At 68.0% G+C, this 18,761-nt stretch carries 21 protein-coding genes and 1 pseudogene; 7 read left to right on the plus strand and 15 right to left on the minus strand.

All coding sequences use genetic code 11. The features are described 5' to 3' along the window. Window positions 1-135: 135 nt before the first annotated feature. Entirely contained in the window at window positions 136-573 is a 438-nt protein-coding gene (locus IT41_RS00455) for a copper chaperone PCu(A)C (RefSeq protein WP_139221599.1), read from the plus strand. Between the two features lie 4 nt (window positions 574-577). Here IT41_RS00455 and IT41_RS00460 read toward each other — a convergent pair whose 3' ends face one another. Continuing rightward, window positions 578-1,216: an arylesterase gene (locus IT41_RS00460; protein ID WP_036737820.1), complete on the minus strand. Its 639-nt coding sequence runs from the start codon at window positions 1,214-1,216 to the stop codon at window positions 578-580. Beyond that, window positions 1,213-1,848 (minus strand): annotated as a pseudogene (locus IT41_RS00465) (HAD-IC family P-type ATPase); the annotation flags it as partial. The pseudogene IT41_RS00465 and the gene IT41_RS00460, both read right to left, overlap by 4 nt. Window positions 1,849-2,435: 587 nt before the next feature. Here IT41_RS00465 and IT41_RS00470 point away from each other — a divergent pair. Beyond that, window positions 2,436-2,999, plus strand: a complete 564-nt coding sequence (locus tag IT41_RS00470) for a L,D-transpeptidase (protein ID WP_036737824.1) — start codon at window positions 2,436-2,438, stop codon at window positions 2,997-2,999. 15 nt (window positions 3,000-3,014) lie between these two features. Next, window positions 3,015-4,058, plus strand: coding sequence for a tRNA 2-selenouridine(34) synthase MnmH (gene mnmH, locus IT41_RS00475; RefSeq protein ID WP_052081210.1), 1,044 nt, complete (start codon window positions 3,015-3,017; stop codon window positions 4,056-4,058). 101 nt (window positions 4,059-4,159) lie between these two features. On the opposite strand, the gene IT41_RS00480 is transcribed toward mnmH, so the two are convergent. The 10 genes from IT41_RS00480 to IT41_RS00525 all read right to left on the minus strand — a co-directional run bounded on the left by IT41_RS00480 (window position 4,160) and on the right by IT41_RS00525 (window position 12,430). Further along, the gene (locus IT41_RS00480; RefSeq protein ID WP_036737826.1) at window positions 4,160-4,957 is read right to left on the minus strand and encodes a purine-nucleoside phosphorylase; all 798 of its coding nucleotides are present in this window, start codon (window positions 4,955-4,957) and stop codon (window positions 4,160-4,162) included. After that, the gene (locus IT41_RS00485) at window positions 4,941-5,906 is read right to left on the minus strand and encodes an ABC transporter permease (protein ID WP_036737829.1); all 966 of its coding nucleotides are present in this window, start codon (window positions 5,904-5,906) and stop codon (window positions 4,941-4,943) included. Before IT41_RS00485 ends, IT41_RS00480 begins: the two co-directional genes overlap by 17 nt. Window positions 5,907-5,908: 2 nt before the next feature. Continuing rightward, the gene (locus IT41_RS00490) at window positions 5,909-7,003 is read right to left on the minus strand and encodes an ABC transporter permease (protein ID WP_036738146.1); all 1,095 of its coding nucleotides are present in this window, start codon (window positions 7,001-7,003) and stop codon (window positions 5,909-5,911) included. 64 nt (window positions 7,004-7,067) lie between these two features. Continuing rightward, on the minus strand, window positions 7,068-8,690 hold the full coding sequence (locus IT41_RS00495; RefSeq protein WP_036737831.1) for an ABC transporter ATP-binding protein: 1,623 nt from the start codon (window positions 8,688-8,690) through the stop codon (window positions 7,068-7,070). Beyond that, window positions 8,690-9,676, minus strand: a complete 987-nt coding sequence (locus IT41_RS00500; protein ID WP_036737834.1) for a BMP family lipoprotein — start codon at window positions 9,674-9,676, stop codon at window positions 8,690-8,692. The genes IT41_RS00495 and IT41_RS00500 overlap by 1 nt, the downstream gene beginning before the upstream one ends. A gap of 73 nt (window positions 9,677-9,749) precedes the next feature. Next, complete coding sequence (locus IT41_RS00505) at window positions 9,750-10,169, minus strand: GNAT family N-acetyltransferase (RefSeq protein ID WP_036737837.1); 420 nt, start codon at window positions 10,167-10,169, stop codon at window positions 9,750-9,752. Next, window positions 10,166-10,759: a tRNA (adenosine(37)-N6)-threonylcarbamoyltransferase complex dimerization subunit type 1 TsaB gene (gene tsaB, locus IT41_RS00510; protein ID WP_036737845.1), complete on the minus strand. Its 594-nt coding sequence runs from the start codon at window positions 10,757-10,759 to the stop codon at window positions 10,166-10,168. Before tsaB ends, IT41_RS00505 begins: the two co-directional genes overlap by 4 nt. Then, entirely contained in the window at window positions 10,752-11,309 is a 558-nt protein-coding gene (locus IT41_RS00515) for a NifU family protein (protein ID WP_036737848.1), read from the minus strand. The genes tsaB and IT41_RS00515 overlap by 8 nt, the downstream gene beginning before the upstream one ends. Window positions 11,310-11,360: 51 nt before the next feature. Continuing rightward, window positions 11,361-11,975, minus strand: a complete 615-nt coding sequence (locus tag IT41_RS00520; protein ID WP_036737849.1) for a CPBP family glutamic-type intramembrane protease — start codon at window positions 11,973-11,975, stop codon at window positions 11,361-11,363. Beyond that, window positions 11,975-12,430, minus strand: coding sequence for a universal stress protein (locus IT41_RS00525; protein WP_036737851.1), 456 nt, complete (start codon window positions 12,428-12,430; stop codon window positions 11,975-11,977). Before IT41_RS00525 ends, IT41_RS00520 begins: the two co-directional genes overlap by 1 nt. Window positions 12,431-12,653: 223 nt before the next feature. Here IT41_RS00525 and IT41_RS00530 point away from each other — a divergent pair, with 223 nt between their 5' ends. Then, window positions 12,654-13,451, plus strand: coding sequence for a sugar transferase (locus IT41_RS00530; RefSeq protein ID WP_231564663.1), 798 nt, complete (start codon window positions 12,654-12,656; stop codon window positions 13,449-13,451). Window positions 13,452-13,454: 3 nt separating this feature from the next. Here the strand turns inward: IT41_RS00530 and truA are convergent, their stop codons facing one another. Continuing rightward, window positions 13,455-14,234 (minus strand): tRNA pseudouridine(38-40) synthase TruA, encoded by a 780-nt coding sequence (truA, locus tag IT41_RS00535; protein WP_036737861.1) that lies wholly within the window; start codon window positions 14,232-14,234, stop codon window positions 13,455-13,457. 2 nt (window positions 14,235-14,236) lie between these two features. After that, window positions 14,237-15,208, minus strand: coding sequence for a 5-bromo-4-chloroindolyl phosphate hydrolysis family protein (locus IT41_RS00540; protein WP_036737862.1), 972 nt, complete (start codon window positions 15,206-15,208; stop codon window positions 14,237-14,239). 218 nt (window positions 15,209-15,426) lie between these two features. On the opposite strand from IT41_RS00540, the gene IT41_RS00545 reads away from it, so the two are divergent. The 3 genes from IT41_RS00545 to IT41_RS00555 are packed head-to-tail and all read left to right on the plus strand — an operon-like array spanning window position 15,427 to window position 18,184. Beyond that, window positions 15,427-16,803 carry an MATE family efflux transporter gene (locus IT41_RS00545; protein WP_036737863.1) on the plus strand — a complete coding sequence of 459 codons (1,377 nt, stop codon included), beginning with the start codon at window positions 15,427-15,429 and terminating at the stop codon, window positions 16,801-16,803. Window positions 16,804-16,833: 30 nt separating this feature from the next. After that, on the plus strand, window positions 16,834-17,070 hold the full coding sequence (locus IT41_RS00550) for an Lrp/AsnC ligand binding domain-containing protein (RefSeq protein WP_036737864.1): 237 nt from the start codon (window positions 16,834-16,836) through the stop codon (window positions 17,068-17,070). 10 nt (window positions 17,071-17,080) lie between these two features. Next, complete coding sequence (locus IT41_RS00555; protein ID WP_036737866.1) at window positions 17,081-18,184, plus strand: pyridoxal phosphate-dependent aminotransferase; 1,104 nt, start codon at window positions 17,081-17,083, stop codon at window positions 18,182-18,184. A gap of 60 nt (window positions 18,185-18,244) precedes the next feature. Here IT41_RS00555 and IT41_RS00560 read toward each other — a convergent pair whose 3' ends face one another. Next, complete coding sequence (locus IT41_RS00560) at window positions 18,245-18,727, minus strand: Lrp/AsnC family transcriptional regulator (RefSeq protein ID WP_036737868.1); 483 nt, start codon at window positions 18,725-18,727, stop codon at window positions 18,245-18,247. Window positions 18,728-18,761 lie beyond the last annotated feature (34 nt).

The following is an 18,761-nucleotide window of genomic DNA, read 5'->3' on the forward strand; positions in this document are numbered from 1 at the left end:
GGCCGGTCGATTCGGGGCCCGTCAAAGGATGCATTGCGCCCTGCCGGAAATGGCGGGGCTTTTGCGTGTGAGCATGCGGCGACTGCCTGTCGTGGGCCGCGATGGCCCGGATCGGCTGCCCCCGCCAGAGACATGATGACAACGCTTCTGCCCGCGCTGATCGTCTGCATGCTGCCCCTGACCGCCATGGCGCAGGAGGGCGTGCGGATCACAGACGGTCATGCGCGTGGCGCCAACCCGAAATCCGGCGCGGCCTATATGGTCATCCGCAACGATGGCGACCGGGCCTGTACGCTGTCGGGCGTGGAAACGGATGCGGCGGCAAGGGCCGAGCTGCACACCAGCCGCGAGGAGAACGGGCTGATGCGCATGGTCAGGACGGGACCGGTCCCGATCCCGCCGGGCGCCAGCCATGAACTGGCGCCCGGCCGGGACCATGTCATGCTGATGGGGCTGAAAACCCCGCTCAGGGACGGGGCGGAACTGGCGCTGACCCTTGATCTGGGCGCCTGCGGCAGGCTGGATGTCACGGTTCCGGTGGTGAATACGCGCCTGCCGGCGCGGGGCGACTAGCCGCTCAGCGCACCGCTTCGGTCCGTGCGATCAGCTCCTCGACCCTGGGACCTAGGCTCTCGACGATCAGCGCGACCCCTTCGGCCGAGGCATGCAGCCCGTCATCCTGCAGCATCGTCTTGTAACCTTCGCCCGGCAGATCGAACAGCGGCTGATACAGGTTTTCCATCAGCAGCGCGTCGTGACGGCGGGCGAGGCGCGGCCAGATTTCAAGCCATTCCCGGCGCTGGCTCGCGTCATGATCGGGCGAGGCGATGCCGACCAGCAACAGCGGTTTGCCGTCCCGCCCGGCCTGGTCGAGGATCGAGTCCAGATTGTCCTCGACCAGGGCCGGGCTGAAGCCCAGCAGCAGGTCGTTGCCGCCCAGTTCCACGATGACGGCGTCGGGCCGGTGGCGGGCGATGGAATAGCCGATCCGGACCCGTCCGCCGGCCGTGGTATCGCCCGACAGCCCGCCATTCAGCACCGTCACGTCATGGCCCCGCGCCTGCAGCCAGTTGCGCAATTGCGGCACCAGCCCGTCCCTTCGCGGCAGCCCGTAGCCTTCGGTCAGGCTGTCGCCAAAGGCGAGGATGCGGATGGTGTCGGCGGCAACCGGGGTCGCCGCCAGCAGGATGCTCAGAACAAGGACAAGCAGCTTCATCCGGCCCGTTTCAGTCGCAGCGCGTTGGTGACCACGAAGACCGAGGACAGCGCCATTGCCCCGGCCCCCAGCATCGGGGACAATTGCGGCCCGCCGAACGGCACCAGCGCCCCCATGGCGACCGGTATCAGGGCGGTGTTATAGCCGAACGCCCAGAACAGGTTCTGCCGGATATTTCGCATGACTGCGCGCGACAGTCGAATCGCCCGTGGCACGCCCTGCGGATCTCCGCCGACCAGCACCACCTCGGCCGATTCGATGGCGACATCGGTGCCGGTGCCGATGGCGATGCCGGTTTCCGCCGCGGCCAGCGCGGGGGCGTCGTTGATGCCGTCACCCACGAAAACCGTGCCCCCGCCCATCTCGCGGATCGCGGCCAGCTTGCCCTCGGGCAGCACGCCGGCGGTCACCCGGTCGATGCCCAGCTGGCGCCCGACCGCATCCGCCGTGGCCTGCACATCGCCCGAGATCATTGCGGTCCGCAGATCGAGCCCATGCAGCTCCGCGATCGCCCGGCTCGCCTCGGGGCGGATCGGGTCGGCCAGCGCCAGCGCGGCCACATGGCGGCCGTCCAGCGCCATATGAACCGGGGTCGCAGCGTCGCCGGCCTGACCCTTGGCGCGGGCCTCAAGCCAGCGGCCCAGCAGGATCAGCGTGACGATGACCGCCGCAGCCTCGTAATAGACATGCAGGGAATCGGCGGGCAGCAGGCCGGGCGCGAAGGTGGCCACGGTGGAATAAAGCCATGCCGCCCCGGCGCCCAGGGCGACCAGGCTGTTCATCTCGGGCGCGCGGCGCAGCAGGGCGGGGATCCCGGCGCGAAAGAAGACGCGCCCCACGCAAGAGGCGCAGCTCATTCCGGTGACGGCCAGATCTGCTGTCTGTGCCGCCGTGATATTTTGATGCTTCATGGCTTTATCCTGTCAGAATTGCGAAGAAAACGCGTCTCAGACAGGAAAAGGCGGGGCTTGCGGGCGTCTGAGCGCCTGCTCGGCGCAGCGGTGCAGCGGCTGCGGATCGTCATGGCATGGCCGCCGGCGCGCGGCGTGCGTCGTCATGCAGCGATGATCTGGTTGCAGGGCGCATGCGGCAGGTCCTTTCAAGCTGCCAACTAGACACGGCACCGCCTCATTTCAAGCGCGTCACGGCGCTTTGAGTTGATCCCGACCGCGCAAGCGGCTAGGCAAAAGGGCAAGGATTGCAAGGATCAGGACGCAAGATGAACCGCAGACAGATGCTGATGGCCGCTTTGCCGCTGGTGGTTGCGCCGGCGCTGGCCATGGCGCAGGAAAGCCAGCCGGCCGGGCAACGCCGCGACCCCTATGCCCCGACCGAGGTGCCGATCCGCTCCGATTTCGAGGTGGGCAGCATCGTCGTCGTGTCCAAGGATTTCTTCCTCTATCACGTCGTCGCGCCGGGCCGCGCGATCCGCTACGGGGTCGCGGTCGGCAAGGATGAGCTGGTCTGGCGCGGCCGCGCCACCATCGGGCGCAAGACCGAATGGCCCAGCTGGACCCCGACGCCCGCGATGATCAAGCGCAATCCCGGCCAATACGCCCGCTGGGCGAACGGCATGCCGGGCGGCCCGACCAACCCGCTGGGCGCGCGCGCGCTGTATCTTTACGACGCGCGGGGGAATGACACCGCGATCCGCATCCATGGTACGACCGAGCCGAATTCGATCGGCCGCGCGGTCTCGAACGGCTGCCTGCGCATGCGCAACGAGGCGGTGATGTCACTGTTCGAACAGGTCCCCGTCGGCACGCCGGTCTACGTCTATTAACCGGGCCCCGGTCGGTTGGAGATCCGCCTGACCTCGCTGTCGGACCCGGCGCTGTCCGGGTTCGACACGATCATCGACACGCGCTCGCCCGCGGAATTCGCCGAGGACCATCTGCCCGGCGCGATCAGCCTGCCGGTCCTGTCGGACGAGGAGCGCGCGCGGGTGGGCACGATCTACAAGCAGGTTTCGCCTTTCGATGCCCGCAAGCTGGGCGGCGCCCTGGTCGCGGCCAATGCCGCGCGCCATATCGCCGGCCCGCTGGCGGATTTCGGCGGCGCCTGGCGGCCGCTGGTCTATTGCTGGCGCGGCGGCCAGCGCTCGGGCGCATTCGCCACCATCCTGGCACAGATCGGCTGGCGCGTGGGCCGTGTTCAGGGCGGCTACAAGGCCTGGCGCGGGCTGGTCGTCGCGCGCCTGCAGGCCCCTGTCGCCGCGCCGGTCGTCGTGCTGGACGGCAATACCGGCAGCGCCAAGACCGAGATCCTGAACCGTCTGGCGGCGCGCGGCCATCAGGTTATCGACCTTGAAGGGCTGGCCAATCACCGCGGCAGCCTGTTCGGCGCCATGCCGGGCGGCCAGCCCAGTCAGAAAAGCTTCGAGCGGCGGCTGGCCATGGCGCTGGAATCGCTGGACCCCGGCCGCCCGCTGCTGGTCGAGGCGGAAAGCTCGCGCATCGGCGACCTGAACCTGCCGCGCGGCATCTGGCAGGCGATCATCGCCGCGCCGCGCCTGCGTCTGGCGGTCCCGGTCGAGGCCCGCGCCGCCTATACCGCGCGCAGCTATGCCGATGCGGCGGCCGATCCGGCGGCGGTGGCGCGCATCGTGAACCGCCTGCGCCCGGTCCATCCGGCCGAGCGGATCGAATCCTGGCTGCGCATGGTGGATGCGCGCGACTGGACCGGCCTGTCGCTGGGGCTCATGCGCGACCATTACGATCCGCGCTACGAGCGGCATCGCGCCCGGCACGATGACGGGCGCGGCCCGGTCGTCGCGCTGGACGACCTGAGCGATCCCGAGACGGCCGCCGGCGCGGTCGAGGATGCGCTGGCCCGGCTTTGAAGCGTTTCGGGTTAAACCTGCATCATTGGTGCTCAGCGGTGAGCGTCTGCCGCTGGCGCGACAGGCTGGCTGAGCGGAAATAAATCTTAACCCGAAACGCTCTAGCCGCGCAGAAAGCGCCGCAGCACGCGCTCAAGCTGGGCGGCGCCCAAAGGTGCCATGGCCTTGGTATGGGCGTGGCTGATCGCCTCGTCCGAGAGGCCGGCCCCCATATTGGTGATGACCGAGATGGCGGCGCAGCGCAGGCCCAGGAAACGGCCCAGGATGATTTCCGGCACGGTGGACATGCCGACTGCGTCGGCGCCCAGCACGCGGGCGGCGCGGATTTCGGCCGGGGTTTCGAAACTGGGACCCGAGAACCAGCAATAGACGCCTTCGGGCAGGGCGATGCCCTCGGCGCCGGCGGCGGCTGTCAGCGCGGCGCGCAGATCCCGGTCATGGGCATCGGTCATCGGCACGAAACGCGCCTCGTCCGGTTCGCCGATCAGCGGGTTGGTGCCGGCGAAGGCGATGTGATCGGACAGCAGCATCAGCGAGCCGGGCGGCATCTCGGGGCGCAGCGAGCCGGCGGCATTGGTCAGGATCAGCCGTTCGCAGCCCAGCTCGCGCAGCACCTCCAGCGGCAGGCGCATGGCATCGGCGCGACCCGATTCGTAATAATGCGCCCGGCCGCCGAAAATCGCGACGCGGCGGCCCTCGAGACTGCCCAGGACCAGTTTCGGGACATGGCCCGAGACGCCGGCATGGGGAAAGCCCGGCAGATCGGAATAGGGGATCGCGACCCCTTCGACCGCCTCGGAAAGCCCACCCAGTCCCGAGCCCAGGATCAGCCCGTATTCCGGGGCCCGATCCCCGGCGCGCTCGCGGATCAGGCGGGCAAGCTCAGCGCTCCTTGACATAGGGCTCTCCTCCGGCGCGGGGCGGGATGGCGCGGCCGACAAAGCCGGCCAGGATGATGACGGTCAGGATATAGGGCATCGCCTGCATGAAGATCGAGGACACGGTAATCACGCCCAGGTCCAGGTCGGGATAGCGGTTCGCCACCGCCTCGAGCAGGCCGAACAGAAAGGTGGCGAACAGGGCCGGCCATGGCCGCCATTTCGCGAAGATCAGCGCCGCCAGGGCGATATAGCCGCGCCCGGCGGTCATGTCCTGTACAAAGCCGGCCGCGATGCTGGTGCTGAGATAGGCCCCGGCAAGGCCGCAAAGCACGCCACAGATCAGGACCGCCGCATAGCGTATCCGCGTGACCGAGATCCCGGCCGTGTCGACCGAGGCCGGGTTTTCCCCCACCGCCCGCAGCCGCAGCCCGAAGCGTGTGCGAAACAGCAGCCACCAGGTCAGCGGCACCAGCGCGAATGCCAGATAGACCAGCAGGCTGTGCCCCGAGATCAGCCCGGCATAGATCGGCCCGATCACCGGCACCTCGCGCAGGGTGTCGGCCAGCGGCAGGGTGATCTCGCCAAAGCGGGCCGGGCCGGACAGGGACGGCGTCCGGCCGCCCAGCTGGAAAATCCGCTGTCCCAGCAGCATGGTCAGCCCGGCTGCCAGGAAATTGATCGCGACGCCCGAGATCAGCTGATTGCCGCGGAACGTGATCGCGGCCAGCCCGTGGATCAGCGACAGGGCCAGCGAGCCGGCGATCCCCGCGACCAGCCCCAGCCAGGCGCTGCCGGTCAGGAATGCCACCGAGGCGGCGGCAAAGGCGGCCATCAGCATCTTGCCCTCGAGCCCGATGTCGAAAACCCCGGCGCGTTCTGAATAAAGCCCGGCCAGACAGGCCAGCAGCAGGGGCGTCATCAGCCTGACGGCGGAATCGAGGATGGTGATCAGGGTGGTGAAATCCATGCCTATCCCCTGTTTCGGCTCAGCGCGGCAAAGGCCCGCTCAAGCGGCATCCGCACCATGTTGTCCAGCGCGCCGGTCAGCAGGATCACCAGCGCCTGGATGACCACGATCAATTCGCGCGGGATCGATGTCCACAGCGCAAGCTGCCCGCCGCCCTGATACAGAAACCCGAACAGCAGCGCGGCAAGGATCACGCCCAAGGGATGGTTGCGCCCCATCAGCGCCACGGCGATGCCGATGAAGCCGGCCCCCTCGGGCGCGTTCAGGATCAGCCTCTCGCCGCCCCCCATGACATTGTTGATCGCCATCAGCCCCGCCAGCGCGCCCGAGATCAGCATGGTGGCGACGATGATCCGGCTGGGGCTGATCCCGGCATAAAGTGCTGCCGGTTCGGATCTGCCGAAGGCACGGATCTCATAGCCGATGCGGCTGCGCCAGATCAGCAGCCAGACCGCGAAACAGGCCGCGAGCGCTATCAGGAAGGTGATGTTGGCGGGCGTGTTCTTGCCCCAGGTGATGCCAAAGGCCAGCGCCAGATCCGAAAGCCTGGGCAGATGCGTCGCCGCCGGAAAGCTGGCCGAGGCCGGGTCCATGCTGCCCACCGGGCGCATCACATTGACCAGCAGATAGTTGAGGATCGCGGCGGCGATGAAATTGAACATGATCGTGGTGATGACGATATGGCTGCCGCGCCGCGCCTGCAGCCATGCCGGGATCAGCGCCCATAGCGCGCCGAACAGCGCCGCGCCCGCCATCGCGGCCGGCAGCGCCAGCGTCCAGTGCGGCCAGGGCAGCGCCAGGATCACCAGGGTCACGCCCAGGCCCCCCATCGCGGCCTGCCCCTCGCCGCCGATATTGAACAGCCCGGCATGATAGGCGATTGCCACGGCAAGCCCGGTAAAGATGAAATTCGTGGTGTAATAGAGCGTGTAGCCCCAGCCATAGCTGGACCCCAGAGAGCCGGTGACCATCACCTTCAGCGCCTCGGCCGGGCTTTCGCCGATCGCCAGGATGACCAGCGCCGAGAGGCCAAAGGCCAGCAGCAGCGAGATCAGCGGCGTCAGGATCAGATCCGCCCATTTCGGCATTCGCTCCATGGCCCCTCCTTCCTGCGGGCATTTCCCCGATGCCCGGATATTGCCGTCGCGGGCGCCGCGCGGATCAAGCCCCGGCCCCCGGCGCATGTCCCGGATGCGCTGCGGCCGGCGGCATCGCCCCTTGCGGATCGGTTGAGGCGGGATCGACGCCCGCCATCAGGCTGCCTAGATCGCCGCTCGTGGTCTGGTCGGGCCGGCGCTCGCCCATGATGCGGCCGTCGAACATCACCGCGATCCGGTCCGAAAGCGCCATGATCTCGTCCAGCTCGACGCTGACCAGCAGCACCGCCTTGCCGGCGTCACGCAGCGCGACGATGCGCTTGTGGATGAATTCGATCGCGCCGATATCGACGCCGCGCGTCGGCTGGCCGATCAGCAGCAGATCGGGGTTGCGCTCGACCTCGCGGGCGACGACGATCTTTTGCTGGTTGCCGCCGGAAAAGCTTTTCGCGGGCAGTTCGGGATCGGGCGGACGCACGTCGAAATGTTCGATCTTGGCGGCGGCGTCGGCGCGCATCGCGGCATTGTCCAGAAACCAGCCACGGCGGAATTCCGGCGCGTCGTGATAGCCGAAGGCGGCATTCTCCCAGGCGGTGAAATCCATGATCAGCCCCTCGGCCTGCCGGTCCTCGGGGACATGGCCGATCCCGGCGCGGCGCCGCGCCCGGCCATCCGAGCCGGTCAGCGGCAGGGCCTGCCCGTTCAGGACCAGCTCGCCCGACAGCCGCGCGCCCGGTTCGGGATAGCCGCCCAGGATTTCCAGCAGCTGCGTCTGGCCGTTGCCGGCCACGCCCGCGATGCCCAGGATCTCGCCCGCGCGGATCTCCAGGTCGATGCCGCGCAGGCGCTCGACGCCGGTGGCATCGGTCATGCGCAGCCCGCGGACCCCCAGCACCGGCGCGCCTGGGCGTGCCGGGGCCTTGTCCACCCGCAGCAGCACCTTGCGGCCGACCATCAGTTCGGCCAGCTCGGCCGTGCTGGTTTCGGCGGTGGCGCGGCTGGCCACCATCCGGCTCCGCCGCATGACCGAGACGTTATCCGTGATCTCCATGATCTCGCGCAGCTTGTGGGTGATCAGGATGATCGTCTTTCCCTCGTCGCGCAGGCCGCGCAGGATGCGGAACAGGTGATCCGCCTCGGCCGGGGTCAGCACGCCGGTCGGTTCGTCCAGGATCAGGATGTCGGCCTGACGATACAGCGCCTTGAGGATCTCGACCCGCTGCTGATGTCCGACCGAGAGATCCTCGATCAGCGTATCCGGATCGACGAGCAGTTCGTATTCCGCCGCCAGCCGCTGCAGCTCGCGCCGCGCCCGCGCAAGCGAAGGGCGCAGCCGCGCGCCGTCCTCGGCCCCGAGGATGACGTTTTCCAGCACGGTGAAGTTCCGCACCAGCTTGAAATGCTGAAACACCATGCCGATCCCGGCGCGGATCGCGGACTGGCTGTCCGGGATGGTGACCGGCTGGCCGCCGATCAGGATCTGGCCGGCATCGGGACGATAGAAGCCGTAAAGGATCGACATCAGCGTCGATTTTCCGGCGCCGTTTTCGCCGATGATACCGTGGATCGTGCCGCGCGGCACCGTCAGGTCGATGCCGCGATTGGCCTGAACCGTGCCGAAGGCCTTGGAAATCCCGCGCAATTCGATCGCGGGGGCGGGATCTTCCTGCTGGGCGGCGCCCGACATTATTCCACCGGGCAGGTGTCGTCGGTGCTGTAGTCATGGACCTGGATCGCGCCGCTGACGATCGCCTGGGTGGCGGCCTCGACGGCGGCGGTCATCTCCTCGGTGATCAGATCCCTGTTGTTTTCGTCCATGGCCAGCGAAACGCCGCCCGAGGCAAGATCCATCAGCTTCATGCCCGGCTCGACCTCGACGCCGGCCTTGAACGCCAGATAGACGGATTCGTCGACCGCCTTGACCACCGAGGTCAGGACCTGGCCCGGATGCAGGTGGTTCTGGTTGCTGTCCACGCCGATCGACAGGATGCCCTCCTTGGCCGCCGTGTCCAGCACGCCGATGCCGGTGGCGCCCGCCGCCGCATAGACCACATCGGCGCCTTTCGAGATCTGCGCCCTGACCAGTTCGCCCCCCTTCACGGGGTCGTTCCAGGCCGCCGCGGTGGTGCCGGTATAGTTGATCAGCACCTCGGCCTCGGGATCGGTGGCCTTGACGCCCTGCGCATAGCCGCATTCGAACTTGTGGATCAGCGGCACGTCCATGCCGCCGATGAATCCGACCGTGCCGGATTTCGACGCCCTGGCCGCCAGCACACCGGCCAGATACGAGCCCTCCTGCTCGGCGAAGGTCACCGACTGGACATTGGGCTGGTCGACGGTTGTGTCGATGATCACGAATTTCGTCTGCGGGTAGTCGGGCGCGATCTTGTTCAGCACCTCGCCAAAGGCGAAGCCGGTCATCACGATGGGGTTGGCGCTGATCTGCGCCAGCTGCCGCAGGGCGTCCTCGCGCTGTGCCTCGGAGCGGATGTCCAGTTCCTTGTAGCTGCCCCCGGTTTCGGCCTTCCAGCGTTCGGCGCCACGATAGGCGGATTCGTTGAAGGATTTGTCGAACTTGCCGCCGATGTCGAAGATCAGCGCCGGGTCCGCCAGCACCGAAACGGGCAGCAGGCTCAGCAAGGTGCCGGTCAGCAGGGGTTTCATCAAGGACATGTCTCACCTCGGATGGATGAACGGCCGATTTGGCCCGATGGTGGCTGAATTAGGGCGCATGGCGCCGGACCCGTCAACAGGTTTGCCGTGGCCCAAGCGCCCTGCGCATGATCACCGCATCCACGCCCGGGGCGTAGTAATCGCGCCTTGTGCCCGATTTTTCCCAGTTATTTCCGCTGTATAGGGCCAGGGCCGGGGCGTTGTCCGAGGCGACTTCCAGAAATGCCTCATCCGCGCCGCGGCTTTGTGACGTCAGGGTAAATTCGTCCAGCAGGGCCAGGGCCAGCCCCTGGCGGCGGGCTTCCGGGGCGACGGCCAGGGTCAGCAGTTCGGCCTCATCGGCGATGACGCGGCCGATGAGAAAGGCGCGCGGGCGCAGGATCAGGAAGTTCAGCGGCTGGGACAGCAATGCGGTGAATTCGGCCGCCGACCAGGGCCGGGGATGGGCGGGAAAGCAGCGCGCATGCAGCGCGGCCAGCGCCTCGGGTGTCATGGCAGCATGACCGGCCCCCGGTCGCGGGCGGGGGCGGCATCCGCGGGGCGCAGATAGATCGGCGTCGGCCGGGGCAGATCGCGCCTGTCGCGGCGGCTCAGGGCGATGCTGGCGATGCCCTGCGCCAAGGGCATCAGCGGCAGGGCCGGCGGCGGGCCGGGCGGTAGTGCGTCGCAGTTGTCCTGACGCGGCAGGCTGTCGGCGCCGGGGCCGAAATCCTGCCAGATCACCTGCTCATGGCGCGCCGGCAGGACCACCCGGCAGGGCCTTGGCAGGCCGCAGGCCGCCGCCTCGGTCACGCTGACGCCAATGGCGGGGATGCCCAGCGACAGGGCAAGGCCGCGCGCCGCCGCGACCGCGATACGCACGCCGGTAAAGTTTCCCGGGCCCGTGCCGCAGCCGATCACCGCCAGCGCGGGCCAGTCCAGCCCGGCCTCGGCCAGCAATTCCTGCAACATCGGAAACAGCCGCTCGGCCTGTCCGCGCGCCATGTCCTCGTGTTTCAGGGCCAGCAACCGGTCGCCGCGCAGTAAAGCGGCCGCGCAATGCGCGGCCGATGTGTCTAAGCCCAGCGAGATCGCGTCAGGCAACGGGCCGGACCTCGGTCACTTCGGGGATGTAATGGCGCAGCAGGTTCTCGATGCCCATCTTCAGGGTCAGCGTGGACGAGGGGCAGCCGGCGCAGGCGCCCTGCATGTGCAGATAGACCACGCCGCGATCAAAGCCGTGAAAGGTGATGTCGCCGCCGTCCTGCGCCACCGCCGGGCGCACGCGCGTATCCAGCAATTCCTTGATCTGGCTGACAATCTCCGCGTCGGGCCCGTCCTGGTCGTTATGGCCGCTATTCGTGTCGCCCGTTTCGATCGCCGGCGCGCCGGATTGGTAATGCTCCATGATCGCGCCCAGGACCGAGGGTTTCAGATGGTCCCAGACCGCCTCTTCGGCCTTGGTGACGGTCACGAAATCCGAGCCGAGGAAAACGCCGGTCACGCCCTGCACGGCAAAGATCCGGCGGGCAAGCGGGCTGCCGGCGGCGGTCGCGGCTTCGGGGAAATCGGCGGTGCCAGTGCCCAGCACGGTCTGGCCGGGCAGGAATTTCAGCGTGGCCGGATTCGGGGTGGTCTCGGTCTGGATGAACATGACGGGGCTCCTTTGACCGCGATATGGGGATTGCAGGGGGTGCAAGTCAAGCTAGACGGGTGCGCCATTGCGCGCGGCAAGGCTGGCGAACAGAAAGAAATTGATCGCCACATGGGCCAGGGCGGCCGCGCCGGCCGTGCCCGAAGAGAGACGCGCCGCCATCATCGCCGGGGCCATGACGGCGGCGCCCAGAAACAGGCCCGCCACCCCGCCGGGCGCCTCGATCCCGGCCATCCCGGCGGCCGGGGCGATATGCCATGCCACGAAAAGCGCCATCGCGGGCAGGGCCGCGCGCCAGCCGCCCGGACCCGGCCGGGGCACCAGGGCGCCCCGCCAGAAGGCCTCTTCCAGAGTGCCGTTGATCGCGGCGGCCAGCGCCACGACGGCCAGCACCGACAGCGACAGCGAGGACAGGTCGCGCGAACCCGCGACGGCCGCGCCGATGACCAGCGCGGCCAGTGCCAGCAGCGCCGGGCGCGAGGGGGGCCGCAGGCGCAGCGACCAGCCGCCATTGCGCCACAACGCCGCGGCCAGCAGCAGCCAGTAGATCGCGATCGCGGCAAGTAGCCCGATCAGCGGGCGCGTGCCGATCCGGGACAGGAGGTAAAACAGCACCGCCAGCGCCGGAATCGCTGCTGCCGCGATCATGCCCAGGCGGCGGTCCATCAGGTGACTTTTTCCAGCCGTTCGCGCGAGATGTCGCCGGGAACGATGGTGATCGGGCAGGGCAGGCTGGCCATTTCGCGCATCAATCGCGTCACCAGCGGTCCCGGCCCCACATTATCGGTCGAGGCCGCAAGGACCACGACGCCGATCTCGGGGTCGTGGTTGATCTGCGCCAGAAGTTCGGCCCCCGGCTCGCCCTCGCGCACGACCAGTTCGGGCTCGACCCCGGGGCGGTCGCGCATCCATTTGGCAAAGACCTCGAAATGGGCCTCGATCCGCTCATAGGCCTCGGCGCGCATGACATCCGCCACGCCAATGCCGTGCTGGATCGAATTGGCTGGAATCACGGCCAGAACCTGGACGGCGCCGCCGGTCTTGGCGGCGCGAAGCGCCGCGTAGCGAATGGCGTTCAGGCATTCGCGTGAATCGTCCAGGACAACCAGAAATTTCCGCATTATGAGGCACCAATAGGGTTGTTTTTGGGCAAAGACTGGCCGAAAGGACACGGTTGCGCAAGCCTGTGACGGATTGGGGGTTGCGCGTGTTTGATTTTTGGGAGTGCTGTGTTACGGCGTAAATATTGAATTAAATGCCACAGCGCGGGACAGAATTGTGACAATTCACCACGATTGGGACAGCGCTGATAACCGTGAGCTATCAAGGCTTTCGAGCGAAAGCGTGTCGTGGATCGCGGATGCGCCTCAGGCCGAACGCATCGGCATGACCATGGGCAAGCGGGCCTTTGACATCACCTTTGCCCTGCTGCTTCTGCTGCCGCTTTCGGTGGTGATCGTCATGGTGGCCGTGATCCTGCTGGCGACGCAGGGCAGACCGCTTTTCTATGTGGCGCCGCGCATGCGCGCCCCGGGCGAGCAGTTCAGCCTGCTGAAGTTCCGCACCATGCTGCGCGAAGAGCGCGACTCGGGCGCCACGGGCGCCCATAAGCACTGGCGCATCACCCCGGTGGGGCGGTTCCTGCGCCGCACCCGCATCGACGAATTGCCGCAGCTGTTCAACATCCTGCGCGGCGATATGAGCTTTGTCGGACCCCGCCCGCCGCTGCGCGAATATGTCGAACGCTTTCCCATGCTCTATGCGCAGGTGCTGAAGAACCGGCCCGGCGTCACCGGCCTTGCGACGATGATCTATCACGCGCATGAGGACCGGATCATGGCGAATTGCAAGACGGCCGCCGCGACCGAGGCGGCCTATTACCGCCGCTGCCTGCCGACCAAGCTGCGCCTCGACCTCATCTATCAGCGCCGCCGCAGCCTGCGTGTCGATCTGTGGATCATCTGCCATACGGTGATGACGGTGCTGATCCCGAACTGGCAGGGTCGCGGCCGCCGCCGCCTGCCAAGCCCGCGCATGCCTGTTCAGCCGGCCGTGTCGCGGGAACCCGCCGTCAGGCCCGAGCCTTTCGTGCCGCAGAATGCCGCGCGCGAGCCGGTCCCGGTCCGCATCGCCGCCGAATAGCGCCTAGCCCGCGAAGGGATCGCGCGGATAGCCCACCCCCGTCAGATACAGGCCCTGAGGCGGGCAGACCGGCCCGCAGGCGGCCCGGTCATGCGCCGCCAGCGCCCGGGCCACGCGTTCGGGCGGCCATGCGCCGGCGCCCACGCGCTCCAATGTCCCGACGATCGAGCGGACCTGATTGTGCAGGAACGACCGCGCCCGCAGGGTAAAGCGGTATTCGTGCCCGCCCGGGATCGCCCGTTCGGCGATGGTGATCTCGTCCAGCGTCTTGACCGGGCTGGCCGCCTGGCACATGGCCGAGCGGAACGTGGTGAAATCGTGCCGCCCGATCAGATGCGCGGCACCGCGCCGCATGGCCTCGATCGCCAGCGGATTGCGCACCTGCCAGACGCGGTACCGCGCATGGGTGACCGGCGCCCTGCGCGCGATCAGCCGGAACAGATAGCGCCGCTCAAGGGCCGAGAAACGGGCATGGAAACCCTCGTCCACCCGTGCCGCCGCCAGAATCGCGACCGGGTCGGGTTTCAGATGCCAGTTCAGCGCCTCGGCCAGGCGGAAAGGGTCCCAGTCGCGCGCCAGATCGGCATGGGCGACCTGTCCCGTGGCATGGACGCCGGCATCGGTGCGCCCGGCGGCGGCAATGCGCGCGCCCTCCCTGAAGCCGGGGTCCAGACGCGCCAGCGCGGCCTCGATGGCGCCCTGCACGCTGGGCTGATCGGCTTGCGCCTGCCAGCCGGCAAAGGGCGTGCCGTCATATTCGATCAACAGGGCGAAACGGGGCATCTCTAGCGCTGCTGCTTTTCGCCCTCGCGCGGGATCAGCAGGTCGTCCAGCGTCATCGAGGCGCCGGATTTGCCCAGCTCCGCCGTGGCCGCGGGTCGCACCCCTTCGCGCGCGAGCCGGTCGCGCAGCACCTCGATTTCGATATTCAGGTCGGCGCGACCGCCCTCGATAAGCTTGCGGCTGCGGGCGGCGAATTCGGTTTCCAGATCGCGCAGCAGGTTTTCGTAATCGGCGCGCGCGCGCGCGTCGCGGGTCTGGGTGTAGAGATCGGCGAACTTGACCGTCGCATCGCGCGCGCCCTGCAGGTAGACGCCCAGATAGCGGCGCAGCGCGGCGATATCGCCGGGATCCTGCTCGACGCGGGTGAACAGCTCGCGCGCGGTGGCGGCGAACATGGCGACATGGGCCTCGAGCCGGCGGTCGCCGGTGCGCAGGATGGCGTCCTGCATGGCCTGCAGGTGCTCCTCGCCCTCGGCGACGATGCGTTGGGCGCGATCCTGCTGGAACGTGTCGATGCCCTCCATCCCCTTGTCGCGCATCGGGTCGGCGCCAAAGGCCAGCCAATGCAGCACTGCGCCCGCGACGCCGATGATGCCGGCGCCGATCTCCGCCCCCGGCACATAGGCGCCGATCGCCAGGCCCAGGCCGGTCAGGATGCCGCCGAACAGCTTGCGCGGGATCGCCGGGCGGCGGGCGACGCGGCGCGCGTCATAGGCGGCCTCGGCCTGCAGCCCCTCGCGCGTCATCCACATGCCCGAGGCAATGGTGCCAAAGGCCGCAAGATGCGTGGCCAGCCCCATCGGATCCTGCCAGAAGGCACTGATCAGGAACGGGATCGCCATGATCGTGACCCAGCGGGTCCGCGATTCCAGCGGGTGCCGCGCCTCGCCGGGCCGCGCACGCGGGGCGGGGCCTGCGCCGGACCCCTCGGCCCGGCCCTGCGGCGAATGGCGGCCACCGAAACGCTTTGCCATGCCGCCCCCCTCAGCCCGCGCCCAGGAATGCGGCATAGAGCGTGAGGCCCATCAACAGAAAGAAGGACAATCGCTTCGTCGCTCGTGGGGACATGGGTTTCCTTTCAGCCGTCCGGTTCAGGATATAGGACGCGCCCGCCGGCGAGGAAAGGGCCGGCGGTTCCGCGCCCCGGAAATGCCATCTTGTCCCGCCTCATGGCCGGGGATAAGGCAGGCCCATGAGCATTGCATATTATGGCCCCCATCTGCGCGCCACGCTGGCGCTTGGCCTGCCGCTGGTCGGCAGCCATCTGGCGCGCATGGCCATCGGCGTGACCGATACCGTCATGCTGGGCTGGTACGGGGTCGAGGAACTGGCGGCGCTGGTCATCGCCACCTCGCTCTTTCAGATCCTGTTCTTCCTGGGCATGGGCTTCGGCATCGGCGTGATGGGCCTGATCGCCGCCGCCATTGCCCGCGGCGACGAGGTGATCGTGCGCCGCTCGACCCGGATGGCGCTGTGGCTGTCGGGGATCTTCGCCTTGCTGGTCATGCCGCTCATGTGGTTTTCCGAGCCGCTGCTGCTGGCCATCGGACAGGAGCCCGCGGTGGCGGCGCTGGCGCAGGATTACCTGCGCCTCGCGGGCTGGAGCCTCGTGGCGGTGCTGGGCGGGCTGACGCTGAACAGCTATCTGGCGGCGATGGAGCGCACGCAGGTCGTGCTGTGGGTGACCCTGGCCGGGCTGCCGGTCAACGCCGCGCTGAACTGGATGCTGATCTTTGGCAATCTGGGCGCGCCCGAACTGGGCGTCCGCGGCGCGGCGATCGCATCGCTTACGGTCCAGACCCTGCAATTGCTGCTGCTGATCGGATATTCGGCCTGGCTGCCGATGGCGCGCAAATACGACCTGTTCCAGCGCTTCTGGCGTCCGGACTGGGCGGAACTGCGCGCCGTCTTCCGGCTGGGCATGCCCATCGGCCTGACCCTGGTGGCCGAGGGCGGGCTGTTCGCCGCCTCGAACGTGATGATGGGCTGGATCGGCACCCGGGAACTGGCGGCGCACGGGATCGCGCTGCAGATCACCTCGCTTGCCTTCATGCTGCATCTGGGCATCGCGAATGCGGCAACGATCCGCGTCGGCCAGGCCAAGGGTCGCGGCGACGCGGTCTGGATGCGCGATGCCGCGATCACCGTCACCGCGATTTCGCTGCTGATCGCGGTCTTCGCGATCCTGACCTTCATCCTGTTCCCGCACTTCCTCGTCGGGCTTTATCTGGATGCCAGCGACCCGGAAACCCCGGTGCTGATCGGCATCGGCGCCGGGCTGATGTTCTATGCGGCGCTGTTTCAGCTGACCGATGCGATGCAGGTGGTGGGTCTGGGCCTGCTGCGCGGCGCGCATGACACGCGCATGCCCATGGTCATTGCGGTGATCAGCTACTGGCTGATCGGCATGCCGGTCGCCTACGGTCTGGCCTTCGTGGCCGGGATCGGGCCGGCGGGTCTGTGGCTGGGTCTGGTCGCCGGGCTGACGCTGGCCGCGATCCTGCTGATGCAACGCTTCTGGACCGGGCTGGCGCGCGGGGACTGGACCCGCGACACGCGGCCGGTCTAGGCTGGCCACGCCAGAGGTCAGGAGGCATTCATGCGCCCGGTTTTCGTCCAGTTCCGTTGCATCCCCGGCAAGACCTACGAGGTCGCCGACGCGATCTACGATCGCGAAATCGTCAGCGAGCTTTATTCCACCTCGGGCGATTACGACCTGATCGCCAAGATCTACATCCCCGAGGATCGGGATGTCGGCCATTACCTCTCGGAAAACCTGTTCGACATCCCCGGCATCAGCCGGACGCTCACCACCATGACCTTCAAGGCCTTCTAGGATACGCGCGATGACCCGCCTTCGCTTCGCTCCGATCGCGGCCGCACTGCCCGCGACCGTTCCCTTCGTCGGTCCCGAGGCGCTGGAAAGGCAAAGCGGCGCCCCCTTCCGTGGCCGGCTCGGCGCCAATGAGAACGGCTTCGGCCCCTCGCCCCGCGCGGTCGAGGCCATGGCACAGGCGGCGGCCGAGGCCTGGAAATACGGCGATTCCGACAGCCACGAGCTGCGCGGCGCGCTGAGCGCCCTTCATCGCATCCGCCCCGAAAACATCATGCCTGGCGAAGGGATCGACGGCCTGCTGGGGCTCCTGGTGCGGCTGACGGTGGCGCCGGGCGAAACCGTGGTAACCTCGGACGGGGCCTATCCGACCTTCAACTATCACGTCGCGGGCTTTGGCGGCCGCCTGCACAAGGTGCCCTATCGCGACGATGCCGAGGACCCGACCGCCCTGATCGCCGCCGCGCATGACCGGCAGGCCCGGCTGGTCTATCTGGCCAATCCGGACAACCCGATGGGCAGCTGGCATTCGGGACGGCGCATCGCGGCCATGCTGGACGAATTGCCCGGAACCAGCCTGCTGGTCCTGGATGAGGCCTATGCCGAATTCGCCCCCGATGACGCCATCCCGGAAATCGCCGCCGAGGATCCGCGCGTGATCCGCCTGCGCACCTTTTCCAAGGCTTACGGCCTGGCGGGGGCGCGTGTCGGATATGCCATCGGCCCGGCCGCGCTGATCGCGGGGTTCGATCGCATCCGCAACCATTTCGGCATCAGCCGGATCTCGCAGGCCGGGGCACTGGCCGCGCTGCAGGACCGGGACTGGCTGGAACAGATTCGCAACCAGGTCGCCGCAGCGCGCATCCGCATTGCCGCGATCGCCACGGAAAACGGCCTTGCCGCCTTGCCCTCGGCCGCGAATTTCGTCGCCATCGATTGCGGCCGGGACGGCGCTTTCGCCCGTGCCCTGCTGGATGCGCTGGCGCGGGACGGCATCTTCGTGCGCATGCCAGGCGTGGCCCCGATGGATCGCTGCATCCGCGTCTCATGCGGCCCGCAAGCCGAACTCGACGCCTTCGCCGAGGCGCTGCCAAAGGCGCTGCAAAGCCTCGGCTGACCGCGCCCCGGTCCTTCTTCTTCATCCAAATATCCATGCGGCAGTGCCGCCGGGCGCAGGTCACGCCAGGGGCAGCACCGTCGTCGCCTTCAGCTCCTCCATCGACAGCAGCGCGGTGACGTTATGGATCTTCACCTCGGAGATCAGCGCCTGATAGAAGCGGTCATAGGCGCGGGCATTGGCGACCCGCACCTTCAGGATATAGTCGATATCGCCGGCCAGCCGATGCGCCTCCAGAACTTCGGGGCGGGCGCGCACGGCGGCCAGAAACCGCCGCGCCCAGTCGGGGTCGTGCTCGCTGGTGCGGATCAGGACAAAGAAACAGGCATCCAGCCCCAGTGCATCGGGGTCCAGCAGCGCCACCTGCGCGCGGATCACCCCGGCCTCGCGCAGCTTGCGAATCCGGTTCCAGACAGGCGTCTTCGAGGCCCCGACTCGCGCCGCGATATCGTCCAGCGACAGGGTCGCGTCGCCCTGCAGCAGGGACAGGATTTTCCGGTCTGTCTCGTCCAGCCGGATCGGAGTTTGTCGGTCAGCGCTCATTTGAAAATATGATCCTGTTCGCGGGGCATTCCCT

The sequence above is a fragment of the Paracoccus halophilus genome, from assembly GCF_000763905.1.
Classification (GTDB): Bacteria; Pseudomonadota; Alphaproteobacteria; order Rhodobacterales; family Rhodobacteraceae; genus Paracoccus; species Paracoccus halophilus.